Source organism: Brevibacterium limosum, assembly GCF_011617705.1.
Taxonomy (GTDB): Bacteria; Actinomycetota; Actinomycetes; order Actinomycetales; family Brevibacteriaceae; genus Brevibacterium; species Brevibacterium limosum.
Genome location: NZ_CP050154.1, coordinates 620,444 through 641,511 on the forward strand (window position 1 = coordinate 620,444; position 21,068 = coordinate 641,511).

Here is a 21,068-nt window from a genome sequence, read left to right on the forward strand (position 1 = left end):
TCACCGCACGAGAAGAAAGACAAAGATGTTGACTTCACACTCAATGCGCAGAGGCTGGCAACGGTGCCTGGCCGGCGTCGCAGCACTGGCCCTGGCCGGATCGATGGCCACCTCACCGGCGCAGGCCGCCACCTCGGAGGCCCCGGCCTCCGAGAACGTGCTGCGGATCGCCACCGACGGATTCATCGACTCCTTCAACCCGTTCACCTCCTTCTACCTCGTACCGACGAACACCTTCCGGTACATGTACGAGAACCTCGTGGCCAACGACGCCGAGGACGGCTCGGTCACCGAGGGACTCGCCACCGAATGGAACACGGACTCCGAAGGCAAGGTCTGGACATACACGATCCGCCCGGACATGAAATGGTCCGATGGTGAACCGCTCACGGCCGACGACGTCGCCTGGACCTACAACCAGATGATGGAGAAGGAAGAGATGGCGGTGGCCAACGGCAGCCTCGTCGAGAACTTCGACAAGGTCGAGGCCCCCGACGAGGGCACCGTCAGGATCACCCTGAAGAAGCCGCAGGCGAACAACCCCGGCCAGGAGATCCCCGTCGTGCCCGAGCACGTGTGGTCGAAGGTCGACAAGCCCGGCGAATTCAAGAACGACGAGAAGTCCGTGGGCTCGGGGCCCTTCCAGCTCGAGAGCTACGAAGCGAACAAGTCGATCATCCTCAAGGCGAACCCGAACTTCTGGCGCGGCAAGCCCAAGCTCGACGAGATCCAGTACCGCTACTACACGAACTCCGATGCGCAGGTGCAGGCGATCCGCTCCGGCGAAGTCGACTTCATCACCGGCCTCACCCCCGACCAGTTCACGGCACTTGAGGGGGCTGACAACGTCGAACTCAACGACGGCAACGGCCGCCGCTTCAACGGCATCTCCATCAACCCGGGAGTCGCCGACGCGGAGGGCAAGGAATTCGGCACCGGCCATGAAGCGCTGAAGGACAAGAAGGTCCGTCAGGCCATCCGCGCCGGCATCGACGCCGAGACCCTGCGCAAACAGGTCATGCAGGACTATGCGCAGCCGGCCACGAGCTTCATCCCCGCCGTCTACCCGAACTGGGCGCTCAAGTCCGACAACTCCGTCATCAGCGGATTCGACGTCGACCGTGCGAAGAGGCTCCTCGACGACGCCGGTTGGAAGGAAGGATCCGACGGCATCCGCGAGAAGGACGGCGAGAAGCTCCAGCTGCGCTTCCTCACCGACGCCGACATTCCGACCGAACAGAGCACCGCGAAGTTCCTGAAGCCATGGATGAAGGACATCGGCATCGATCTCAAGAACGAGTCGACCGACGCCGACACCGAGTCCGAGCGCACCACCAAGGGCGACTACGACATGTACTTCTCCGGCTGGTCGATCAACCCCGATCCCGACTACCAGCTGAGCATCAACACCTGCGGTCAGCGCCCCGACGCCGAAGGCAACGGCGGCACCAGCCAGGACGGCTGGTGCAACAAGGAATTCGACAAGCTCTATCAGGCCCAGCACGTCGAACTCGATCAGGCCAAGCGTCAGGACCTCGTGCAGAAGGCCCTGGCCATCCACTACGAGGAAGCTCCTTCGGTGACGCTGTGGTACCCGAACCAGCTCGAGGCCTACCGCTCCGACCGGTTCGACAACTTCACCAAACAGCCCACCGACGGCGGTGCCATCGCCAATCAGGTCGGCTACTGGGGCTACACCTCGGTCGAACCCGTCAGCGGCGAAGAAGCCACGAGCGGCGGAATGGGCGCCGGCGGTTGGATCGGCATCGCGGCCGCGGTCATCGTCGTCCTCGGCGGAGGCGGGTGGCTGCTCAGCCGTCGCAAGAAGTCGGACGACCGCGAATAGTCCCCAGGCCCACAGCTCGGGTGCCGCACCATCCGCACCACCTGCGGCACCCGGGCCCACGGGCCAGTCCCCACCACCTGGAGCACCACAGTGAGCACACCCACCCACGATCCCCATTCCGGGGATCGCCCTGCCCGGGGAACGGCCTCGGAGAATCCGGGCACGAGCCCCACGAATCCGCCCGGACCGGCCACGGGCCCCACACCCGCCCCACCGGGCACTGACCCCACGAACCCGAGCCCCGCCTCGGCGAGGGGATCCGCCGGCGCCGCCCACGCGAACACTGCCGCCGCCGATATGGACGAACCACCGACCGGCGGATCGTTCGCCCGCTACTTCCTGCGCAAGCTCGGCGGGGCTGCGACCTCGATGGTCCTCGTCATCGTGCTCGGCTTCTTCGCCTTCCGCATGCTGCCCGGCGACCCCGTGCTCAAGATCGCGAAGGAACGGCCGATGTCCCCGGCACAGATCGCCGAACTGCGCAGCCAATACGGGCTCGACAAGCCCGTCATCGTCCAGTTCTGGGACTACCTCGTCGGCATCGTCACCGGCGATCTCGGCGAGAGCTACGTGTACCGGAAATCCGTCTCCGCGCTCATCGGCGAATACCTCGGCCCGACCCTGCTGCTCACCGCAACAGCGGCCGTCATCGCCATCGTCCTGGGCCTGTGGCTCGGGCAGATCTCGGCCTGGCGGCGCAACTCCCTGTTCGACAAACTCGCGTCCTCGACCTCGCTGATCTTCTGGTCCGTGCCGACGTTCTGGCTCGGACTCATCCTGCTCATGATCTTCGGCGGCACCCTGCAGTGGCTGCCCACCGGCGGCATGATCACCCCGGGCCTCGACCCGTGGTCGTTCGCCGGGATCATCGACGTCGTCAAGCACCTCATCCTCCCGGTCGTCTCGCTCGTCGCCGTCGTCTACGCGCAGTTCCTCATGATCATGCGCGCCTCCCTGCTCGAGGAGATGAGCGAGGACTACCTCACGACCGCCCGCGCGAAAGGGCTCACCGAGGATGAGGTCCGCCGCCGTCACGCCGTACCCAATGCGCTGCTGCCGACCGTCACCGTCGTCTTCCTCCACCTCGGCGGACTCATCGCCGGTGCGGTCACCGTCGAAGCCGTGTTCTCCTGGCCGGGGCTGGGCAAACTCACCTTCGAAGCCATCCGTGGCCCCGACCTGCCGCTGCTGCAGGGCACCTTCGTCGTGTTCTCGGCGATCATCATCGTGATGAACCTCGCCGCCGACATCGTCTACCGATTCCTCGATCCCCGCGTCAGGAGGGCCTGATGAGCGCGAACACTCCCGCCGTCGACGGCGCGAAGCTCGTGCGCGAACGCCGGCTGAACAACGCGAAGAAGAACTGGGCGCTCTTCCGCTCCGACGTCCCCGCTCTCATCGGCGCCGTCGTGCTCCTCTTCTTCGTCGTCATCGCGATCGCCGCCCCGCTCATCGCCCCGGCCTCGATGCTCGATGTCACGAAGCAGCTCGACGTCCCCCGCTATGCACCGCCGAGCCTCGACCACCCGCTCGGCACCGACGACCTGGGACGGGAGATGTGGGTGCGCATCCTCTGGGGAGCCCGCGTGTCGATCCTCGTCGGCGTCGCCGCGACCGTCATGTCGATGGTCATCGGCACCATCATGGGTCTGGCCGCCGGTCACTTCACGGGACTGTTCGGCGGGATCATCATGCGCATCATCGACTTCTTCATCGTCCTGCCCTCCCTGCTGCTGGCGATCGTCCTGTCCTCTGTGCTGGAGCGCGGGGTCTTCACGATCGTCGTCGCGATCGGGCTGACGTCATGGGCGTCGACCGCACGGATCGTGCGCTCGCAGACCCTGAGCGTCGAATCCCGGCTCTACATCGAACGGGCGCGCATCCTCGGTGCCGGTCATTCCCATATCCTGTTCCGGCACCTGCTGCCGGCCGTGATGCCGCTGGTGCTCGCGAATACGACCCTGACCGTGGGTGGTGCGATCATCGCCGAATCGACGCTGTCGTTCCTCGGCCTCGGCGATACGTCCAAGGAGTCGTGGGGCACCATCCTCAAGAACTCGATGGACGTGTCGGCGGCGACCTCGGGCTACTGGTGGTACGTGCTCACCCCGGGTATCGCGATCCTGCTGGTCGTGCTCGCATTCACGATGGTCGGGCGCGCATTCGAGGCCATCATCAACCCCGCCCTGAGGAGCCGCTGATGACCGATCTTCAGTTCGAGAACGTCTCGATCACATACCGGTCCTCCTCCGACCGCGGCGATGTGGTCGCCGTGAAAGAGGTCAGCCTCGACCTGCCCGCCGGGGCCACTCTGGGCATCGCAGGGGAGTCCGGTTCGGGGAAGTCGACGCTGATCATGTCGGCTCTGCGCCTGCTGCCGAAGTCGGCTCGCCTCGATGGTCGGGTCCTCCTCGGCGGGCAGGACATCCGGGAGCTGAGCTTCGGCCAGATCCGCGCGGTCCGGTGGGCGCAGGCCTCGATCGTCTTCCAAGGCGCCCTGCACTCGCTCAACCCCGTCCGCGAGGTCGGGCAGCAGATCATCGAAGCCCTCGAACACCACTCGAAGGGCACGTGGACGACTCCGCAGAAACGCCGGGACCGGATGTTCGAACTCCTCGCCGAGGTCAACCTCGAGGCGGAGAAGTCGAGTGCGTATCCGCACGAGCTCTCCGGCGGGCAGAAGCAGCGGATCATGATCGCCATGGCGCTCGCCTGCGAACCCGATATCATCATCGCCGACGAACCGACGACGGCACTCGACGTCATCGTGCAGAAGCAGATCCTGACCGGCCTGGCCCGCCTCGTCGCCGAACGCGGGATCTCCCTGCTGATGATCAGCCACGATCTCGCCGTGCTCTCGTCAGTCTGTGCGGATCTTGCGATCATGCGCCACGGCCGCCTCGTCGAATACGGACCCAGTGACGACGTGTGTTTGTCCCCGCAGGAGGACTACACGAAGCAGCTGGCCGGTGCGTTTCCGCAGATCGGGGACCCCGGATCCCGGTTGAATCCGAAGACCCAGAGACCCGCCGAGGTGGCCCGGGCCGAACCGTTCTCCATGACCGATGAGGTGGTGCTCGAGGCGAAGGATCTCAGCGTCTCCTTCGACACCCGGCGGGGCCGTGAACGGGCGGTGCGCGCGGTGGACCTGGTGCTGCGGAAGGCGGAGATCCTCGCCGTCGTCGGCCAGTCCGGTTCGGGGAAGACGACTCTGGCGCGGTCGCTGCTCGGTCTGCAGGAGGTGGAGGCGGGTTCGCAACTGTCGTTCGCGGGCAAGCCGCTGCCGCGGAAGGCGAAGGAGCTGCGGATGTTCCGGCGGCGGGTGCAGATGATTCTGCAGGACCCGGCCGGATCGCTCAACCCCAAGCGGAGTGTGTACGAGGCCGTGGTCGAGGGCTTGAGGGTGCAGGGGATCAAGGATCGTGAGTACGAGCGCGTCGTCGGCGCCCTCGACGCCGCCGAACTCACTCCGGCCGCAGACTATCTCGAATCGATTCCGCAGGAGCTCTCGGGCGGACAGCGGCAGCGCGTCGTCATCGCCGGAGCCCTGGCGCTGGACCCGCAGGTGCTCATCGCCGATGAGCCCGTGGCATCGTTGGACGCCTCCGTGCGCGGAGAGATCCTGTCGCTGTTCCTCGCGCTCAAGAAGAACCTCGGGATGAGCGCGCTCATCATCACCCACGATCTGGGACTGGCGTGGAACATCGCGGATACGGTGGCCGTGATGAAACGAGGGGAGATCGTCGAATACGGTGAGGTCGACAGGGTGCTGTCCGATCCGCAGCACGAATACACGCAGGAGCTGCTCGCCGCGGTTCCCCGACTGGGAAGTCAGAGCTTGGTGAGGAATGAGTGAATCGGAGTCCCATGAGGTCAGTCGCACGGCCGAGGTTGAGTTCGTCGGTGCGAGTGCGTCGAGCCCTTATCTGAGCACCGCGCCCTTGGCCGCAGGTGACACCGTTCGGCTGATCGCGCCGTCGGGCCCCACCGATGAGGAGTCGCTGCAGCGCGCGATCGCCCAGCTCGAATCCTGGGGCCTGAACGTCGTGCCTGGTGACAACGTCCGCGCCCGCCACCCGCGAGTGAAGTATCTGGCCGGCACCGACGCTGAGCGCCGCTCCGACCTCGTCGATGCCTGGTGCGATCCGGACACGGACGCGGTCATCGCGCTGCGTGGAGGGTTCGGGGCGATGCGGCTGCTCGACGGCATCGACTTCGACCTCATGCGCCGGCACATGCTGCGCCGAGACGGCCGTCCCAAGCTGCTCACCGGATCCTCGGACATCACCGCATTCCACCAGGCATGGGAGCACCACCTCGGGGTGGCGACCCTGTTCTGCCCGATGGTCGGAAACGACCCGTTCAAGAACTCGGCAGTGGTCCCCGACGAGGTGGCCTCGTGGCTGTTCCGCCCCTGGGGCGGCCGCGAACTCGGCTTCCCCGCTGAAGACGGGACGGCGGAGATGGGAGCTGCCCCCTCTCCAGGCAAACAGTGGTCGCTATCGGACATTTCCGGACGGCGGCCCGAGAAGTATCCGAATGTGACCGCTTCTCTGTCGGAGGCTGCCGAGCCGCCGCTTGAGTGGTCGAAATGGTCGCAGGAAAGCGCCGGGCACGTGACCATTTCGCCCACCCAAGACCGTGCGGCGGAGGAGACCGCTGCGACTCGTCCGCTCAGCCGGGCGCAGACGCTCGTCCCGGGGACGGCGAAGGGTCGCCTCGGCGGGGGAAACCTCAGCCTCATCGCCGCCGGGATGGGCAGTCCCGAGCTCATCGACGTGCGGGAACGGCGGGAGCGGCGCGGCCCGAGCATCCTTCTGCTCGAGGACGTCGACGAGGAGCTGTACCGGCTCGACAATCTCATGGTGCAGCTGGTCCGCGGTGGGTGGTTCAACTCGGCGGATGCGGTGGTGCTCGGGTCATGGAAGGACTGCGCACCTGTCCACGAGGTGGAGGCGCTGATGATCGACTATCTCGGAGGCTCAAGGATTCCGATCGTGTCGGAGATGGGTTTCGGCCACGATCCCGATGCTCCGAGTGCCCCGCTCGGCGTCGACGTCACCCTCGACGCGGAGCCCGGGGAGCGGCCGCGACTGTGGGTGGATGGAGCGGATGAGCAGACATGACGGGACGGGCGCTCCGCGGACGGTCCGGCATGACTGAGCGACGGGCGCTCCGCGGATGAGCAGACAAGATTGAAACGAGACTGACAGGAACGATGATGAGCGAACTGAAATTCGATGGACTGCCCGGAGTGCGCTTCAGTGCTCTGGCCTTCGACGTCGACAGCGGGGAGAGGGTGTTCGCCCACAACGAGAACGACGAACTCGACACCGCCAGCATGGGCAAGGTCTTCCTGCTCCACACGGCGCTGCAGATGTATCAGGACGGCACGCTTGACCTGGAGGAACGTCTGCACCGGAGGCCGTCGGAGAGAGTCGACGAATCCGGGATCTGGTACCTCATGGAGCAGGACGACCTGAGCATCTTCGACGTCGCTCTGCTCATCGGCGCGTTCAGCGACAACTTCGCGACGAACGTGCTCATCCGTCGTGTCGGCCTGGAGAACGTCGCAGCTCAGGTGAAGGCGCTCGGGTACCGGAACTCCGGTCTGCACGACTTCCTGCGCTGGCCGCGACCGGCCAAGGCCCCGCGGACCCTGTCGACGGGCACCGCCGCGGAGCTCTCCGACTTCATGGCCCGGCATGCCAAGGACGAGTTCTGGGACGAGTCGACGAACGAGGTCTTCCGGCGCTGGTTGGGAGCCGGCGCGGACACCTCGATGGTCGCCTCGGCGTTCGATCTCGACCCGCTCGCGCATTACAACTACCAGCGCGATGTGTGGGTGTGGAACAAGACCGGCACGAACGGGACGATCAGGGCCGATGCCGGGATCGTCATGACGCGGACGCGCCGCGTCGCCTACGCCGTGTTCGCGAACTGGGAGCCGGGCACCGACCGCGTCGTCGACGTCATGCCGGTCATGCGCGAAGCCGGCGACGCGATCCACCGGTTCCTCTGATCGTGTCTGCCGTCGAAGGGGATTCATCTGTCGCCGCACGACCGTCGTCTCCGGTCGAGCGGACCTCGACTGCGTCCGATCGACGTTCGACTCCCATTGCACCACCCCCGGCGCAGAGAACCGTGGGGTAGTCTGGTGGGCGATGTCCGAAACGATCTTTCTCACAGGCGAAGCGAAGGCTCCGTCGAACAACCCGATCACCAGTCAGTTCGGTCTGTTCTACGTGGCTTTCGAGATCGAACCGGACACCCACCGCATCCTCGATGTGGACTGCACGGCGACGTTGGCTCTGACCCGAAACTTCATTCGGAGCCTGTTCGTCGATGCCGACATCACGGACCCCGGTCGACTGATCGAGCGCATCCAGCGCCGTTACCACGGTTCCTCGCAGAAGGCGCTGATCACAGCAGTGAACAACGCCGCGAAGAAGTACCGCGAGGTTGCCGCTTAGGCAGCGCGTCCGACCACCGCGATTGCCCGGCCCCTCACCGGACCGGATCCGATCGACAACTGCACATTGCTTCATCCCCGGCGCCGCCAGCGGTGCCGCTGTCGGGATGGACGAATTCAATGAGGAAGTGTCGTTTGTGATCACGGACGGTTATCTATTCATCAGCCTGCTTCTGGCGATCTCCGCAGCGCTCGTCGTTGCGGACCGGAGCGGGCGTTTCAAGCTCTTCAAGTATGTGCCCGGCTTCGTCATCCTCTATATCGTGGCCGCGCTGCTCAACACCATCGGCGTCTTCGACCACACCGGCGGGGACATCGACGACGTCGGCGACACTCTGCGCACGGCGCTGCTGCCCGCGATGATCCTGCTCATGCTGTTCAAGTGCGATATCCGGCAGATCATCAAGCTCGGGCCGAAGCTGCTGCTGACCTTCGCCGTGACCGCGGCGAGCATCATCGCAGGCTTCATCGTCAGCTACCTCATCCTGCACTCGAGCCTCGACCCGGAGGCGTGGAAGGCCCTCGGCGCGCTCAACGCCTCCTGGACGGGCGGCTCGGCGAACATGGTCGCGGTGCAGGAAGTCCTCCACGCCCCTGAGGACGTGTTCGGCTACGTCCTCATCGTCGACACCGTCCTCTACTCGTTCTGGCTGCTGCTCATCTTCTCCTCCGTCACGGTCTCCGACGCCTTCAACCGGTGGACGAAGGCCGATATGTCGAAGCTCGACTTCACCGACCGCGTCGACGCTGAGGAGGAGAAGCCGATGACCCTGTCGTCGATCTTCGGCCTCATCGGATTCGCGCTTCTGGCCTCGGCACTGGCGATCCGCCTCGGCGAACTGCTGCCCGAGGTCGGGGTCGTCATCAACGCCACGGCCTGGACGATCCTCATCGTCAGCATCCTCGGCCTCGTCATCGGATCGACTCGCTTCGGCAAGACCGCCGGATCCAATGAGCTCGCCTCGATCCTGCTCTACCTCATCATCGGCATCATCGCCTCCGGTTCGGACTTCACGTCTCTGGCTGAAGCACCGCTGTACCTGGTGGCCGGAATCGTCGTTCTGGTCGTCCACATCGCCATCATGCTCATCTACGCGAAGCTCACCCGCACCGAACTCTTCAGCCTCGCCGTGGCCAGCACTGCCAACATCGGCGGCATCGCCTCGGCACCGGTCGTCGCCGGTGCCTTCAACCGGCAGCTCGTCCCGGTCGGTGTGCTGTTCGCGCTGATGGGAACGTTCCTCGGCACGTTCCTCGGTCTGTGGTCGGCACAGATCCTGTCCGGACTGGCATGATGGACGGACCGACACACCTCCGCCGAGGAGGCCGACCTCCCCGCCCCCGCCTTGACCGCAGTCGTCCGACCGGAAGGACCCAACCATGACCGCATCCGCCACTGAATCCGCACCCGCCGCCGTCGACGTCTTCGACGGACACAACGACCTCGCCTGGTACCTGCGCGAGGAACGTGACTACAGCGTGGAGGGGCTCAACGACCCGAGCGTCTCGCCGTTCACCACGATGGATCAGCTGGCCGCGGGAAATGTCGCCGCACAGTACTGGTCCGTCTACGTCCATTCCTCGATCACCGGGGCGGACGCGATCAAGGCCACCTGGGAGCAGATCGACGCGGTCCAGCGCTTCGTCACCGCCTACCCCGAACGACTCGCCTTCGCCCGCACCGCCGCCGATGTCCGTGCCGCTCGCGCCGTCGGCAAGGTCGCCTCCCTCATGGGCGTCGAGGGCGGTCAGCAGATCGACGAGTCCCTGGCCGTGCTGCGCTCCTATGCCCGCGCAGGCGCCCGGTACATGACTCTGACCTGGTCGACGACGCATTCCTGGGCCGACTCGGCCACCGACGAACCGGTCCATGGGGGCCTGAGCGAGTTCGGCCGCGAGGTCGTGGCGGAGATGAATCGGATCGGCATGATCCTCGATCTCTCCCATGTCGCGCCCACCGTCATGCACCAGTCGCTCGACCAGTCGACCCTGCCGGTGCTCTTCACCCACTCCTGCGCGTTCGGGCTCAACCCGCACCCGCGCAACATCCCCGACGACGTCCTCGACCGCGTGCCCGGCAACGGGGGAGTGGCGATGATGACGTTCGTGCCCTCCTTCGTCTCGAACGCCCGCCGCGAATGGGTCGACGCAGGAGAGCAGGGGACCGCCCCCGAGGTGACCGTGGCCCAGGTCGCCGACCACTGCGATTACGTACGCGAGCGGATCGGCATCGACCATCTCGGCCTCGGCGGCGACATCTGCGGAGTCGACGAGCTGCCGACCGGGCTCGGCAACGCCGGCCAGTACCCGAACCTGTTCGCCGAGCTCACCTCCCGCGGCTGGTCGCAGACCGACCTGCGCAAGCTCGGCTTCGACAATGCGATGCGCGTCCTCGACGCACACGAGGACGCGTACACGGCATTCCTCGGCTCCGCGGACGACGCACCGTCCGCCACGGGCGGCGCAGCTGCCGACGCACCGTCCGCGGTCGCCGGAACGGCCGCCTCGGCGAGGGAAGACGAAGGCGTCGTAGGCAATTCCGCTTCCAGGGCAGCCGGGACGGCCGCCTCGGCGAGGGCGGAATCATGACGCGGCTGCTCGTCATCGTCAATGACATCGACTCCCAGCCGGGGCTGCTGACACGGTGGATGATCAGCGAAAACGTCGAGTTCGATCTGCGCATCGGCGGGGTCTCACCGCTGCCGAACCCGGTCGAGCTCGACGCCTACGACGGGCTCATCATGCTCGGCGGCGGGTACATGCCCGATGAGACCGACCGGGCCCCGTGGTTGGCCGATGAGGCCGAACTCGTCCGCCGTGCGTTGGACGCGGATCTGCCGCAGTTCGGGATCTGCCTCGGCGGGCAGCTCATCGCCCACGTCATCGGGGGCGATGTGCGCGCCCGGACCGGGGCGCCGGAGAAGGGGTACACACGGATCGACACCACCGCCGAGGCGGCCGCGGACCCCGTGTTCTCCGCGATCCGACCGCGGACGTCGTTCGTCGAAAGCCACGTCGACCGCATCGTCGCCCTGCCCGAGGAGGCGACCCTGCTGGCCACGAGCGAGGCCTGCGAATTCCAGGCGTTCCGCGTCGGTCGAGCGTGGGGCACGCAGTTCCATCCGGAGTCGACGCGGGCGAACATCGAACGCTGGAATGCGGAGAAACTGCAGACATTGGGGTTCGATAAAGATACCCTGTTGGCAGAGGCGACGGAGCTCGGGCCCGAGAGTGAATGTGATTCGAAGGCTCTGTTCTCGGCGTTTCTCACAGTGGTCCGAGACTGAAGCTTGTGTCTGAGGCTCGTGTCTGAGGCATACTGGGCGAGGCTCTGACCACAGTCAGGGTTGCCAGGCATGCGGCACAGCCGCCGCAGTGGACACGGAGGAATCGTGAGCGACAAGGAACCCACGACCACAATCGACCCCGGTGACGGAGACCAGCCCGAGACCCTCAAGCGGGTCATGGGGCCGAAGCTGCTGCTTCTGTTCATCGTCGGAGACATCCTCGGAACCGGTGTCTATGCGCTGACCGGCAAGGTGGCAGGGCAGGTCGGCGGTGCCGGCTGGGCACCGGTGATCCTCGCCTTCCTCATCGCGCTGATCACCGCGTTCTCCTATATGGAGCTCGTGACGAAGTACCCGCATGCCGCGGGTGCCGCGCTGTACACGCACAAGGCGTTCGGGATCCACTTCGTGACGTTCCTCGTCGCCTTCGCCGTGCTCAGCTCAGGAATCACCTCGGCGTCGACGGCATCGAATGTCTTCGCCGCCAACCTCGTGGCCGGCTTCGGTTGGGACGTATCGGGCAGCGGGGTGATGTGGATTGCGCTGGGCTTCCTCACCCTCATCGCGCTGATCAACCTCCGCGGTGTCGGCGAGAGCGTGTGGTTCAACGTCGTCCTCACCCTCATCGAACTCAGCGGTCTGCTGCTGGTCATCGTCGTCGGGTTCTTCGCACTCGGTTCGGGCGATGCCGACTTCTCGCGCGTGATGATCTTCGAGACCGAGGGTGACAAGAGCGTCTTCCTCGCGGTCACCGGTGCCACTGCGCTCGCGTTCTTCTCCATGGTCGGATTCGAGGATTCGGTCAACATGGTCGAAGAGACGAAGGACCCGCGGGTCTTTCCGAAGATCATGCTCTCGGGCCTGACGATCACCGGCATCATCTACGTCCTCGTCTCCCTCGTCACCGTCGCGGCAGTGCCCATCGGCGTGCTCACCGAGAGCGAGACTCCGCTGCTCGAGGTCGTCCGCGAGGGTGCCCCGGGCCTGCCGATCGATACGATCTTCCCGTTCATGACGATGTTCGCCGTCGCGAACTCGGCCCTGATCAACATGCTCATGGCCAGCCGTCTGCTGTACGGAATGGCCAAGCAGAATGTGCTCCCGCCCGTGTTCGCGAAGGTCATGGCCGGCCGCCGTTCGCCGTGGGTGTCGATCATCTTCACGACGCTGATCGCCTATGCGCTCATCTTCGTCGTGACCACGATCCTGCCCGAGACGGTGACCGCGTCCCTGGGCGGAACCACCTCGTTGCTGCTGTTGGCCGTGTTCGCCGTCGTGAACGTCGCGGTGCTCATCCTGCGCAAGGACAAGTCCGTCCACGATCACTTCAAGGCGCCGACGGTTCTGCCGTGGATCGGCGTCATCACCTGCGTGTTCCTCGTCGGCCCGTGGGCCCGCCTCGATGAGCTCATCCAGTATCAGATCGCAGCGGCGCTCGTCGGCATCGGCGTCGTCCTGTGGGGCGTGACCTGGTTCTGGAACCGTTCGACGAAGGGCACGAGCACCCGGTTCCGCAATCCCGAAGAACTGACGTGAACCCATCCCCTCGCCGAGGCGGCCCGCCTTCCCGTGCGGATGTGCACCGCGGTGGCGGTGCGGCGCCTCGCCGGGGCGGTACGGGCGGGGCCGCCCGCCGTCCCATGTCCGTATCGCTCGATATGCTGGGACGGTGGGTACTCGACCTGCGCACTCGGATCTGTACAGCTCAATCCAATGAAGGTGAAAAATGACAGTACTCGTCGGTTACGTCAACAATCCCGCCGGACATGCTGCTCTCGATGCCGGCATCGCGCAGGCGAAGAAGGACGGCAGGGAACTCATCGTCGTCAATGCGTCACGGTCGGCGCAGCGCAACGATTCCTATCGCCTCGGCGAGGGTGAGCTCAAGTCGGTCAACACCTATCTGGCCAGGGCGGACGTCGAGTTTCGCGTGCTGACTCTGGGCAGCGAATTCGACCCGGCCGAGCAGATCCTCGACACCGCCACCGAGGTGGGAGCCGAGCTCATCGTGCTCGGCACCCGGAAGCGCACCCCGGTCGGGAAGTTCCTGCTCGGGTCGACGATCCAGAAGGTCATCCTCGACGCCGAAGCCCCGGTGCTGTGCGTGAAAGCCGCGCACTGAGGACTTGACCGCAGTCGCCGTGGCCCGCGGAAACGGGCCACGCCGCGAGTGCGCGGCGCCTGCGCTCGCTCCGCTGTGTGGTGCCTGTGCTCGCTCCGCTGTGGGGCGCATGAGGACGCGCGCAGCCAGACCCGCCTCGTCATGATGCACCTGCTTCCGGCTTGCCTCACCCGAGTGACTCCGTCCTCACCCGAGCGACTCCATGATGAGGTCGGCGTTGACATGCGCGCCGGCCAGCACGCCGCTGGCGGTGCTGGCCACGACCATCGCCGATACGTCTGCGGCGTTGCCGACCGCCCAAACTCCGGGCACATCGGTCTGCCCGGCCATCTGCGTGGGGATATAGGTGCCCATTCCGCTCGGGTGCGCGACGACTTCGCCGCCGAGCTGGGCGAACAGATCGGCATTTGCTCGCGCATACGCACCGACGGCGAGCGCATCGAAGGTGAGCGCGTTCGCTCCGTCCCCGGATTCGCCAGCCGCGAGTGAAACGACGGTTCCGGACTCGGTGCGGGCCGCCTCGGTGACGGTGGAATCGATGTATTCGATGCCGAGCGTATCGAGCATCGCCTCCTGCTCGGAATCAGGAGCGGGAGCGTTGTGGCGGATGAAGCTGACTTGGTCGCTGAGCTGGGAGAACAGCATCGCCTGGTGGTATGACATCGCCGTCGTGCCGATGACCCCGATGCGCTGTCCGCGCACTTCGTAGCCGTGGCAGTAGGGGCAGTGCAGGACGGTGTCGCCCCAGCCATCGGCGAGGCCCGGAATGTCCGGAAGCTCGTCGCTCAGACCGGTGGCGATGATGATGCGGCGGGCCGTGACCTCAACTCCGACCGAAGTGGACAGTTCGAACCGATACTGTGGGACCTCCTCGGCGGGGCCGGCGTCTGGATCACGGGTGTGGACTGTGGTCACGGTCGCTTCGATGAAGGTCACCCCGTACTCTTCGGCCTCGGTGCGCCCCTTCGCCACGAGATTCTGCGGTCTGATGCCTTCGTGACCGAGGACGTTGTGTGCATGGGCGCTCGAGGAATTGCGCAGCTGACCGGCGTCGATGACGATGACGGAGCGCAGCGACCTGGCCAGGGCGATCGATGCGGCGAGGCCCCCTGCGCCACCGCCGATGACGGCGACATCAAAGGTGGTCTGCCCAGATTCGGGGGACGAATCGCGTGCGTCGGACACGGAAGACCGCGCACCTTCTGATGCGGACGGTTGTGAGTTCTCGTGTGCGGAAGGTCGTGTGTTCTCGGATGGGGTTGGGGCGGTCATGATTCTCCTGAATGCAGATGAATGGTCGGAATTCGGTGCCGATTCGAGTCTGTGGCCTTCTTGCTCGGAATTGCAAACGTCTTTGCAGAAACAGCAAATTCTGCCATGCTGTGGATATGGAAGAGCCACAGGACTCAGATGAACGGGTGAATCGCGGCGCCTTGAATGAGAGGGGAGCTCGTGCGGCGGGCCGAATGTCAGAGATTCTCGCCGAGGGACCTGCGCCGATCGAAGCACAGGAAGCCATCAGGCAATCGTTGGCGGGGGTCGGCGCCCGCCTGCGAGGACTGCGGCAGGAGCAGAAACGCACCCTCGACGAGGTGGCCGAGCAGGCCGGAATGTCGTTGAGTACGCTGTCGCGCCTGGAGTCCGGGAAGCGCAAGCCGAGCCTGGAGCTGCTGCTGCCGCTGGCCGGTGTCTATGGGCTCCCGCTCGACGAGCTCGTGGGGACTCCGCCGATCGGGGACCCGCGCATCCACATCTCACCGCGGAAGTTCCACGGTCAGACCATCTTGCCGCTCAGTCGTGGAGCGATAGGAGTGCAGGCCTTCAAACACATCGTCGATGGTCGGCAGACTCCGAAGCTCGGTTCGCTGAAAACCCACCCCGGGTTCGAGTGGGTCTATGTGATCCGAGGTCGGCTCACCCTCATCCTCGGTGACCGGACGATGGTCCTCAGCGCCGGCGAGGCCGCCGAGTTCGATACTCGAACTCCTCATTGGTTCGGGGGAGCTGACGACGACGGGGTCGAATATCTCAGCCTCTTCGGTCCCGAGGGGCAGCGCGTGCATATGAAGAGCTGAGCCGGGCCGCTGCTGATCTCGCGTCAGCGGCGCGCCGTAGCCTGTTGTCGTCAGCAGATCGACCTGTCTTTCGGTGGTCGAGCTGCACTGGATCCGGATCACTGCGCAGTCGTCGCCGCGGATCAGCGGCGCACGCTGAGTGGAACACCTTTTTGACCTCGACAAATAGAAACCAATCGTACATAAAGAAATCAAGCTGAAATAAATAGGACAGAACTGTGGTGTTTGTTCTAATGATGACTTAGAATAGAGGCAAGCCGAACCCATCAACGATGATGAACGGACACAGAGAAAATGGCTCTCATCCCCGACCGAAGGCACGGCGAGCACAACAATCGCGAGGTAGGAAAGCCCTCGCCGGAACCACCCCCACCGATCTCTCCGCCTGAATCCTCGCCACCCAAATCCCGACTTACCGATTCCCCACCGGCCATTCCCCGGCCAGCGGCAGATCCTGCGTCTTCGCCTCCTGACGGCAGGAACGAATCCGCCGGGCAGACCTACCGAGAGCTGCTCGCAGAAGCCGGTCTTGATCTGACCGGCCACCCCCTCGCTGATCGGTTCGACGGCATCGCCGAAGACTCGTTCGACGACGAAGATGCTGAAGGTGGCGATCTCGCTGCGACAGTCGCAGTCGCCGAGAACAGCAACGAAGCGAGCGCCGGCGAGGCAGACGCGACTGGATCATCTCTTCCCGGCGGCGATGTTCGCAGCGGGCAGGGACTCTGGTCGAGCAGGACGACGCTGCCGGAGACCGAAGAGGAAGTCCGAGCGTGCATCAAAGAGATCGAAGCACGCCAGAGCGCGTGGATGAAGGCGAAGCGCGAAGAACGTGAGGCGCAGCGTGCCGCAGAGCGTGAGGAATATCTGCGGAAGAACCCTCAGGATCGCGGGGAGTGCGAGGAACTCGAACGCGAAAGAGCGGAGTGGAAAGCACGCGTCGAGCGCTACGAAGAGAGGAAGAGGGCAAAGGAGGAAGCCGAACGTATCGCCGAGGCTGAACGCGCTGAACGGCACAAAGCGCTTGCCGAACGCTATGCTTCGGCAGCCGACGCCCACCCCCTTCTCGACGAGTATCGCTGGTCGGACCTCAGACATGCAGCTCCAGAGGTCACTGAAAGCATCGACAGCCTGCAGAGTCTGCTCGAAGGGCTTCACGACTTCACTCGTCCCATGGGGCCTGACGATGCGGTGACGCTCCTCGACGGTCTCGAGACCTTGAACCGTCTGACGGAATCGCTGTCGGTCGTAACGCTGTCAGTGTTCGAACGTGTCGGTACGCCCCGTGACTATGGCGCGAAGACCACGAAGGCGCTGGTCCAGCACCGGCTCAACCTGTCTTCGCAGGAGGCCGGCCGTCGCACTCAGCTCGCCGAGTGCTTGGGGAAGCGGACCAGCCTGAGCGGAGAGTCGATCGAAGCGCAGTTTCCCGTCCTCGCGGCTGCTCTGCGGGAAGGCGTACTGTCGGCGAATCAGGCTTCGACGATCTCCAAGTGTTTGAAGAACCTGCCGGCGAACGTGTCGGAAGACGACAGGATCAAGGCTGAAAGCCTGCTCGTCGAGAAAGCTCAGGTGGTTCGCGTCTGCGATATCCATGCACTGTTCCAAGAGATTCTGGGCTGGATCGATCCTGACGGGCAGGAACCGAAGGAAGCGGCAGACCGGGACGATTTCAATGTCAATCTGCGGCAGCTGAAGGACGGAACGTGGACTCTCAAAGGCCGGCTCGACGAGGAGACCGGAGGTGTCCTCAACGGGCTGCTGACCTCGCGCATCAAAACCGGTTCACAGTCGGACGAGGACGGCTGCGCGAATGCGGCAGGCGTCGATGGCGGTGCCGATCCAGCCGACGGTGCACACCCAGCCGCCGGAGACGGTGCTGAGAGCGAGAGCACCTTCGACCAGGAAGTCGTGACCGCCTATAGGGAAGTTCTGCGCGGTGACCGCTCGGACTGCCTCGACCCCTCGCTCGACTTCACCCAGCCGCAGATCGGTGCGAATGGAGAGGTCCCGCAAGGAGCCGGTGTGAAGCAGGACGGCACCCTGGTGGCTATGGCCGCTGAACAGCCGAGTGTCCGCCGTCGTATCTACGAGCGCTTCTCCAGCGTCATCGGCAGCATCGAAATGAACCGCATCAAGGCCGGAGCGGCCTACGCGCTGGTTGTCACCGCCAAGGCCGAAGACCTCGCGAACCGGACGGGCCAAGCCGTCACCGGAGCAGAAGCGCCGTTCCCGATCGACTCCGCTGCTCTGGAGGGGCTGAACGGCTCGGTCTTCTTCCATCTCATGAGCGAGCAGACGAAATCGATGGCTCTGGCGACCGAAAGACGTTTGGCCACCGAGAAACAGCTGGCGATCCTCGCCAGCCGCGACCAGGGATGCACATTCCCCGGATGCGACACTCCTCCCGGATGGTGCGAAGCGCACCACGTCGTCCCGTGGGCGCGAGGAGGCAAAACGAACGTCAACAATCTCACGTTGGCGTGTTCCGCGCATCACCACCTGCTAGACAACACCGAGTGGGATTGCAGGATGCTCAAAGACGGCCGCCCCGCCTGGGTGCCGCCAGCCGTGATCGACCCGGCGCAGGAGCCGGTGCTCCACGCTCGGTTCATCGCGCGCGAGATCGGAGAGACTCTCTTCGGCTGACCGCCACACCGGCGAGGAACGGAATGTTCCGTTCGCGCACGCTGTTGCTTCGGTATGAAGCTTTCCATCCTTGACCTCGTCCCTGTCCGCACGGGACAGACCACAGCAGATTCGTTCGCCGCCTCGAAGCAGATCATCGACACGGCAGACAAGCTCGGCTTCACTCGCTACTGGGTGGCCGAGCACCACAACATGCCATCGATCGCCTCGACGATGCCTGGACCCGAACTCATGCACCTCGGCCAGGGGACACATCAGATCCGCCTCGGCTCCGGTGGGGTCATGCTTCCCAACCACGCCCCACTGGCAGTCGCCGAGCTCTTCGCCCTGCTGTCGGCGGTCTACGGCGACCGCATCGACCTGGGCATCGGACGTGCACCGGGGACGGACCCGATCACCTCGGCGGCAATGCGTGGCCACCTCGGTGAAGGAAGGATGGTCGACCGTGAAGGGCGCGCCATCGACCCCGTCGAACAGTTCCCCCAACATGTGATCGACACTCTCAGCCTCATGCAGCCCGAAGGGATGCGAGTTCCACTCCACGGTGGGCGCGAACATGTGCTCAAAGCGACTCCCGCCGCGGAGCCGGGAACTCAGCCCCTGCCTTGGCTGCTCGGGTCATCCGGCTACTCGGCCAGACTGGCAGCTGAACTCGGCATGCCCTATGTCTTTGCCAACCACTTCGCATCCGGTGCCACCACCGGAATGAAGATCTACCGCGACAACTTCACTCCGGGAGCCTACGGCGACAAACCGCAGACCTTCGTCACAGCCAACGTCGTCGTCGCACCCACCGAAGAAGAGGCACAGCTGCGATCGGAGCCCTTCATGCTGCAGATGTCCCGAATGCGCACCGGCGGACCCATGGAGAAGCTGCACCTGGCCGGTGACGACGTGCGTTCGGTGATGACCGACCAAGAGCGCATGGTCGGCGAAGAGCTCTCAGGGAACTGGATCATCGGGGACCCGAATTCCGCGGCCGCGCAGCTCGAAGAGCTCGCAGAGCGCTTCGATGTCGACGAGATCATGATCCAGCCGATCGCCGGTGCCATGGAGGCCGAAGACGTGCGAGAAGACCCGGGGCGGATCCAGACGATCGAGCTGCTCGCCGCCGAATTCCTCGGTGCCTCCGGTGCTCCCGGCACCGCTGATGCCGACGCCGATATCTGACATACGCTGCTGCTCGAGTCTCAGCTCAGCATCGATTCGAGCAAGTGGGCTTCAATCCACGGCCAGTCCGCGCTATCCTGTCACAGTGTCATGAATGCTGACAGTCGCGTGACAGCCAGTAGAATCGACACCGTTCAGAACCTCGTTTCCGGCGGGCCGCTCCTTTCGGAGCGGTCGAGCCAGTAACGAAGACTGTACGCCGAATGCGCTCGCGCACCTTCGGAGACTTCCCCCACGCGGGCCTGCCGCCCGCAGACCGAAAGAGAAATAATGCGTACCAAAATTGCTGTTTCGGCAGCACTTGGGGTCGGACTGGTTTTCGGCGCCGGTGCTCCCGCACTGTCGAGCAATCTGTCCTCGACCGACGCCGCAAGAACGTCCGGCATCTCCGCTGATGTCGTCCCCGGCCAAGAACTCGAACGAATCACCGACGGCAAGATCGAAAAGGGCGAAACCGCCTACGTCGATGTCACCGTAGCGACGCTGTGGACCGACCCGAAGGCTCCGCGCAAGGTCGACAAGCCTGCGCTCCAGCACCCCGTCGACCTCAAGAAGTGGAACAAGAACCTCGAATCCACCGACGTGCGCCGAGGTCTGACAGGCAAAACCGAGACCCAGGCAACCTACGGTTCGGAAGTCTTCGTGCTCGACATCAAGGGCGGCTGGGCCAAGGTCGCCGTCACCGACCAGAAGACCCCGAAGGACAAGAAGGGCTACCCGGGCTGGCTGCCGAAGAAGCAGCTTGTCGAAAACGACCGGTTCGGAAAACTCCGCGAAGACCAGCCCCGCGCCGTAGTCACGAAGCCCAAGAGCGAACTCGAAGGCATCGAATTCACCAAGGACACCGGTGCTGACGTCAGCTTCAACGTCGACCTGCCCCTCATCGCCCAGGACGTCGACGACGTCCGCGTGGCTCTCCCCGGAGGCGGCGCCGCCTGGATCGACATCGACGACTTGGATGTCTACGACGTCGGCGACAAGCCCGAGAAGCCCAGCGGCAAAGACCTCGTGAAGACCGCGAAGCAGTTCGAAGGCCTGCGCTACCTGTGGGCCGGAGTCTCCGCCTACGGATTCGACTGCTCCGGATTCACCTACTCCATCTACAGGGCCCATGGCATCGACCTGCCCCGCGACTCGGGCGAACAGGCGAAGGCGGGCAAGGCCGTCTCCTCGTCGAACCTCAAGCCCGGAGACCTGCTGTTCTTCTCGACCAGCTCGGGAACGGTCCACCATGTCGGCATGTACGTCGGCGACGGCAAAATGATCCACTCGCCCAACGCGTCGAAGGATGTCTACGTCACCGACTGGAAGAAGTGGGACACCGGAAACGAATTCTCCGGAGCCCGTCGGATCCTCTGACCTGGATCGAGTCGGACCGACCCGGTTCTGCTCCGAGGCGGTCGATCGGTCCGACTCCGACCGAGACAGTCGAGGGACTGGTCGGACT

The 21,068-nt window shown here is 64.8% G+C and carries 17 protein-coding genes; 16 read left to right on the forward strand and 1 reads right to left on the reverse strand.

Translation table 11 applies throughout. The features are described from left to right. Positions 1 to 28 precede the first annotated feature (28 nt). From GUY37_RS02700 to GUY37_RS02755, 12 genes are all read left to right on the forward strand, one after another. Complete coding sequence (locus GUY37_RS02700) at positions 29 to 1,846, forward strand: ABC transporter substrate-binding protein (protein ID WP_228278319.1); 1,818 nt, start codon at positions 29 to 31, stop codon at positions 1,844 to 1,846. A gap of 90 nt (positions 1,847 to 1,936) precedes the next feature. Then, the gene (locus GUY37_RS02705) at positions 1,937 to 3,136 is read left to right on the forward strand and encodes an ABC transporter permease (RefSeq protein ID WP_228278320.1); all 1,200 of its coding nucleotides are present in this window, start codon (positions 1,937 to 1,939) and stop codon (positions 3,134 to 3,136) included. Beyond that, positions 3,136 to 4,047: an ABC transporter permease gene (locus tag GUY37_RS02710; RefSeq protein WP_208094742.1), complete on the forward strand. Its 912-nt coding sequence runs from the start codon at positions 3,136 to 3,138 to the stop codon at positions 4,045 to 4,047. The genes GUY37_RS02705 and GUY37_RS02710 overlap by 1 nt, the downstream gene beginning before the upstream one ends. After that, positions 4,047 to 5,702, forward strand: a complete 1,656-nt coding sequence (locus tag GUY37_RS02715) for an ATP-binding cassette domain-containing protein (RefSeq protein ID WP_166821917.1) — start codon at positions 4,047 to 4,049, stop codon at positions 5,700 to 5,702. Before GUY37_RS02710 ends, GUY37_RS02715 begins: the two co-directional genes overlap by 1 nt. Further along, positions 5,695 to 6,972, forward strand: coding sequence for a S66 peptidase family protein (locus GUY37_RS02720; RefSeq protein ID WP_166821920.1), 1,278 nt, complete (start codon positions 5,695 to 5,697; stop codon positions 6,970 to 6,972). Before GUY37_RS02715 ends, GUY37_RS02720 begins: the two co-directional genes overlap by 8 nt. Before the next feature lie 95 nt (positions 6,973 to 7,067). Next, the gene (locus tag GUY37_RS02725) at positions 7,068 to 7,868 is read left to right on the forward strand and encodes a serine hydrolase (protein ID WP_228278321.1); all 801 of its coding nucleotides are present in this window, start codon (positions 7,068 to 7,070) and stop codon (positions 7,866 to 7,868) included. Positions 7,869 to 8,010: 142 nt separating this feature from the next. Next, complete coding sequence (locus GUY37_RS02730; protein WP_152346872.1) at positions 8,011 to 8,319, forward strand: DUF3870 domain-containing protein; 309 nt, start codon at positions 8,011 to 8,013, stop codon at positions 8,317 to 8,319. Between the two features lie 136 nt (positions 8,320 to 8,455). Continuing rightward, complete coding sequence (locus tag GUY37_RS02735; RefSeq protein ID WP_166829208.1) at positions 8,456 to 9,613, forward strand: DUF819 family protein; 1,158 nt, start codon at positions 8,456 to 8,458, stop codon at positions 9,611 to 9,613. 85 nt (positions 9,614 to 9,698) lie between these two features. Beyond that, positions 9,699 to 10,907: a dipeptidase gene (locus GUY37_RS02740; RefSeq protein ID WP_166821926.1), complete on the forward strand. Its 1,209-nt coding sequence runs from the start codon at positions 9,699 to 9,701 to the stop codon at positions 10,905 to 10,907. Beyond that, complete coding sequence (locus GUY37_RS02745) at positions 10,904 to 11,605, forward strand: type 1 glutamine amidotransferase (RefSeq protein WP_166821929.1); 702 nt, start codon at positions 10,904 to 10,906, stop codon at positions 11,603 to 11,605. Before GUY37_RS02740 ends, GUY37_RS02745 begins: the two co-directional genes overlap by 4 nt. Before the next feature lie 69 nt (positions 11,606 to 11,674). Beyond that, complete coding sequence (locus GUY37_RS02750; protein WP_407645387.1) at positions 11,675 to 13,141, forward strand: APC family permease; 1,467 nt, start codon at positions 11,675 to 11,677, stop codon at positions 13,139 to 13,141. A 190-nt stretch (positions 13,142 to 13,331) separates the two neighbouring features. Further along, positions 13,332 to 13,727 carry a universal stress protein gene (locus GUY37_RS02755; RefSeq protein ID WP_166821932.1) on the forward strand — a complete coding sequence of 132 codons (396 nt, stop codon included), beginning with the start codon at positions 13,332 to 13,334 and terminating at the stop codon, positions 13,725 to 13,727. A 186-nt stretch (positions 13,728 to 13,913) separates the two neighbouring features. On the opposite strand, the gene GUY37_RS02760 is transcribed toward GUY37_RS02755, so the two are convergent. After that, the gene (locus GUY37_RS02760; protein ID WP_228278323.1) at positions 13,914 to 14,912 is read right to left on the reverse strand and encodes an NAD(P)/FAD-dependent oxidoreductase; all 999 of its coding nucleotides are present in this window, start codon (positions 14,910 to 14,912) and stop codon (positions 13,914 to 13,916) included. Between the two features lie 281 nt (positions 14,913 to 15,193). Between GUY37_RS02760 and GUY37_RS02765 the strand changes: the two genes are divergently transcribed. The 4 genes from GUY37_RS02765 to GUY37_RS02780 all read left to right on the forward strand — a co-directional run bounded on the left by GUY37_RS02765 (position 15,194) and on the right by GUY37_RS02780 (position 20,980). Further along, positions 15,194 to 15,802: a helix-turn-helix domain-containing protein gene (locus tag GUY37_RS02765; protein WP_152346867.1), complete on the forward strand. Its 609-nt coding sequence runs from the start codon at positions 15,194 to 15,196 to the stop codon at positions 15,800 to 15,802. A 294-nt stretch (positions 15,803 to 16,096) separates the two neighbouring features. Then, positions 16,097 to 18,451 (forward strand): DUF222 domain-containing protein, encoded by a 2,355-nt coding sequence (locus GUY37_RS02770; protein ID WP_166821938.1) that lies wholly within the window; start codon positions 16,097 to 16,099, stop codon positions 18,449 to 18,451. Positions 18,452 to 18,505: 54 nt separating this feature from the next. Continuing rightward, positions 18,506 to 19,621: an LLM class flavin-dependent oxidoreductase gene (locus GUY37_RS02775; protein ID WP_166821941.1), complete on the forward strand. Its 1,116-nt coding sequence runs from the start codon at positions 18,506 to 18,508 to the stop codon at positions 19,619 to 19,621. A gap of 270 nt (positions 19,622 to 19,891) precedes the next feature. Next, complete coding sequence (locus GUY37_RS02780) at positions 19,892 to 20,980, forward strand: C40 family peptidase (protein ID WP_166821944.1); 1,089 nt, start codon at positions 19,892 to 19,894, stop codon at positions 20,978 to 20,980. Positions 20,981 to 21,068 lie beyond the last annotated feature (88 nt).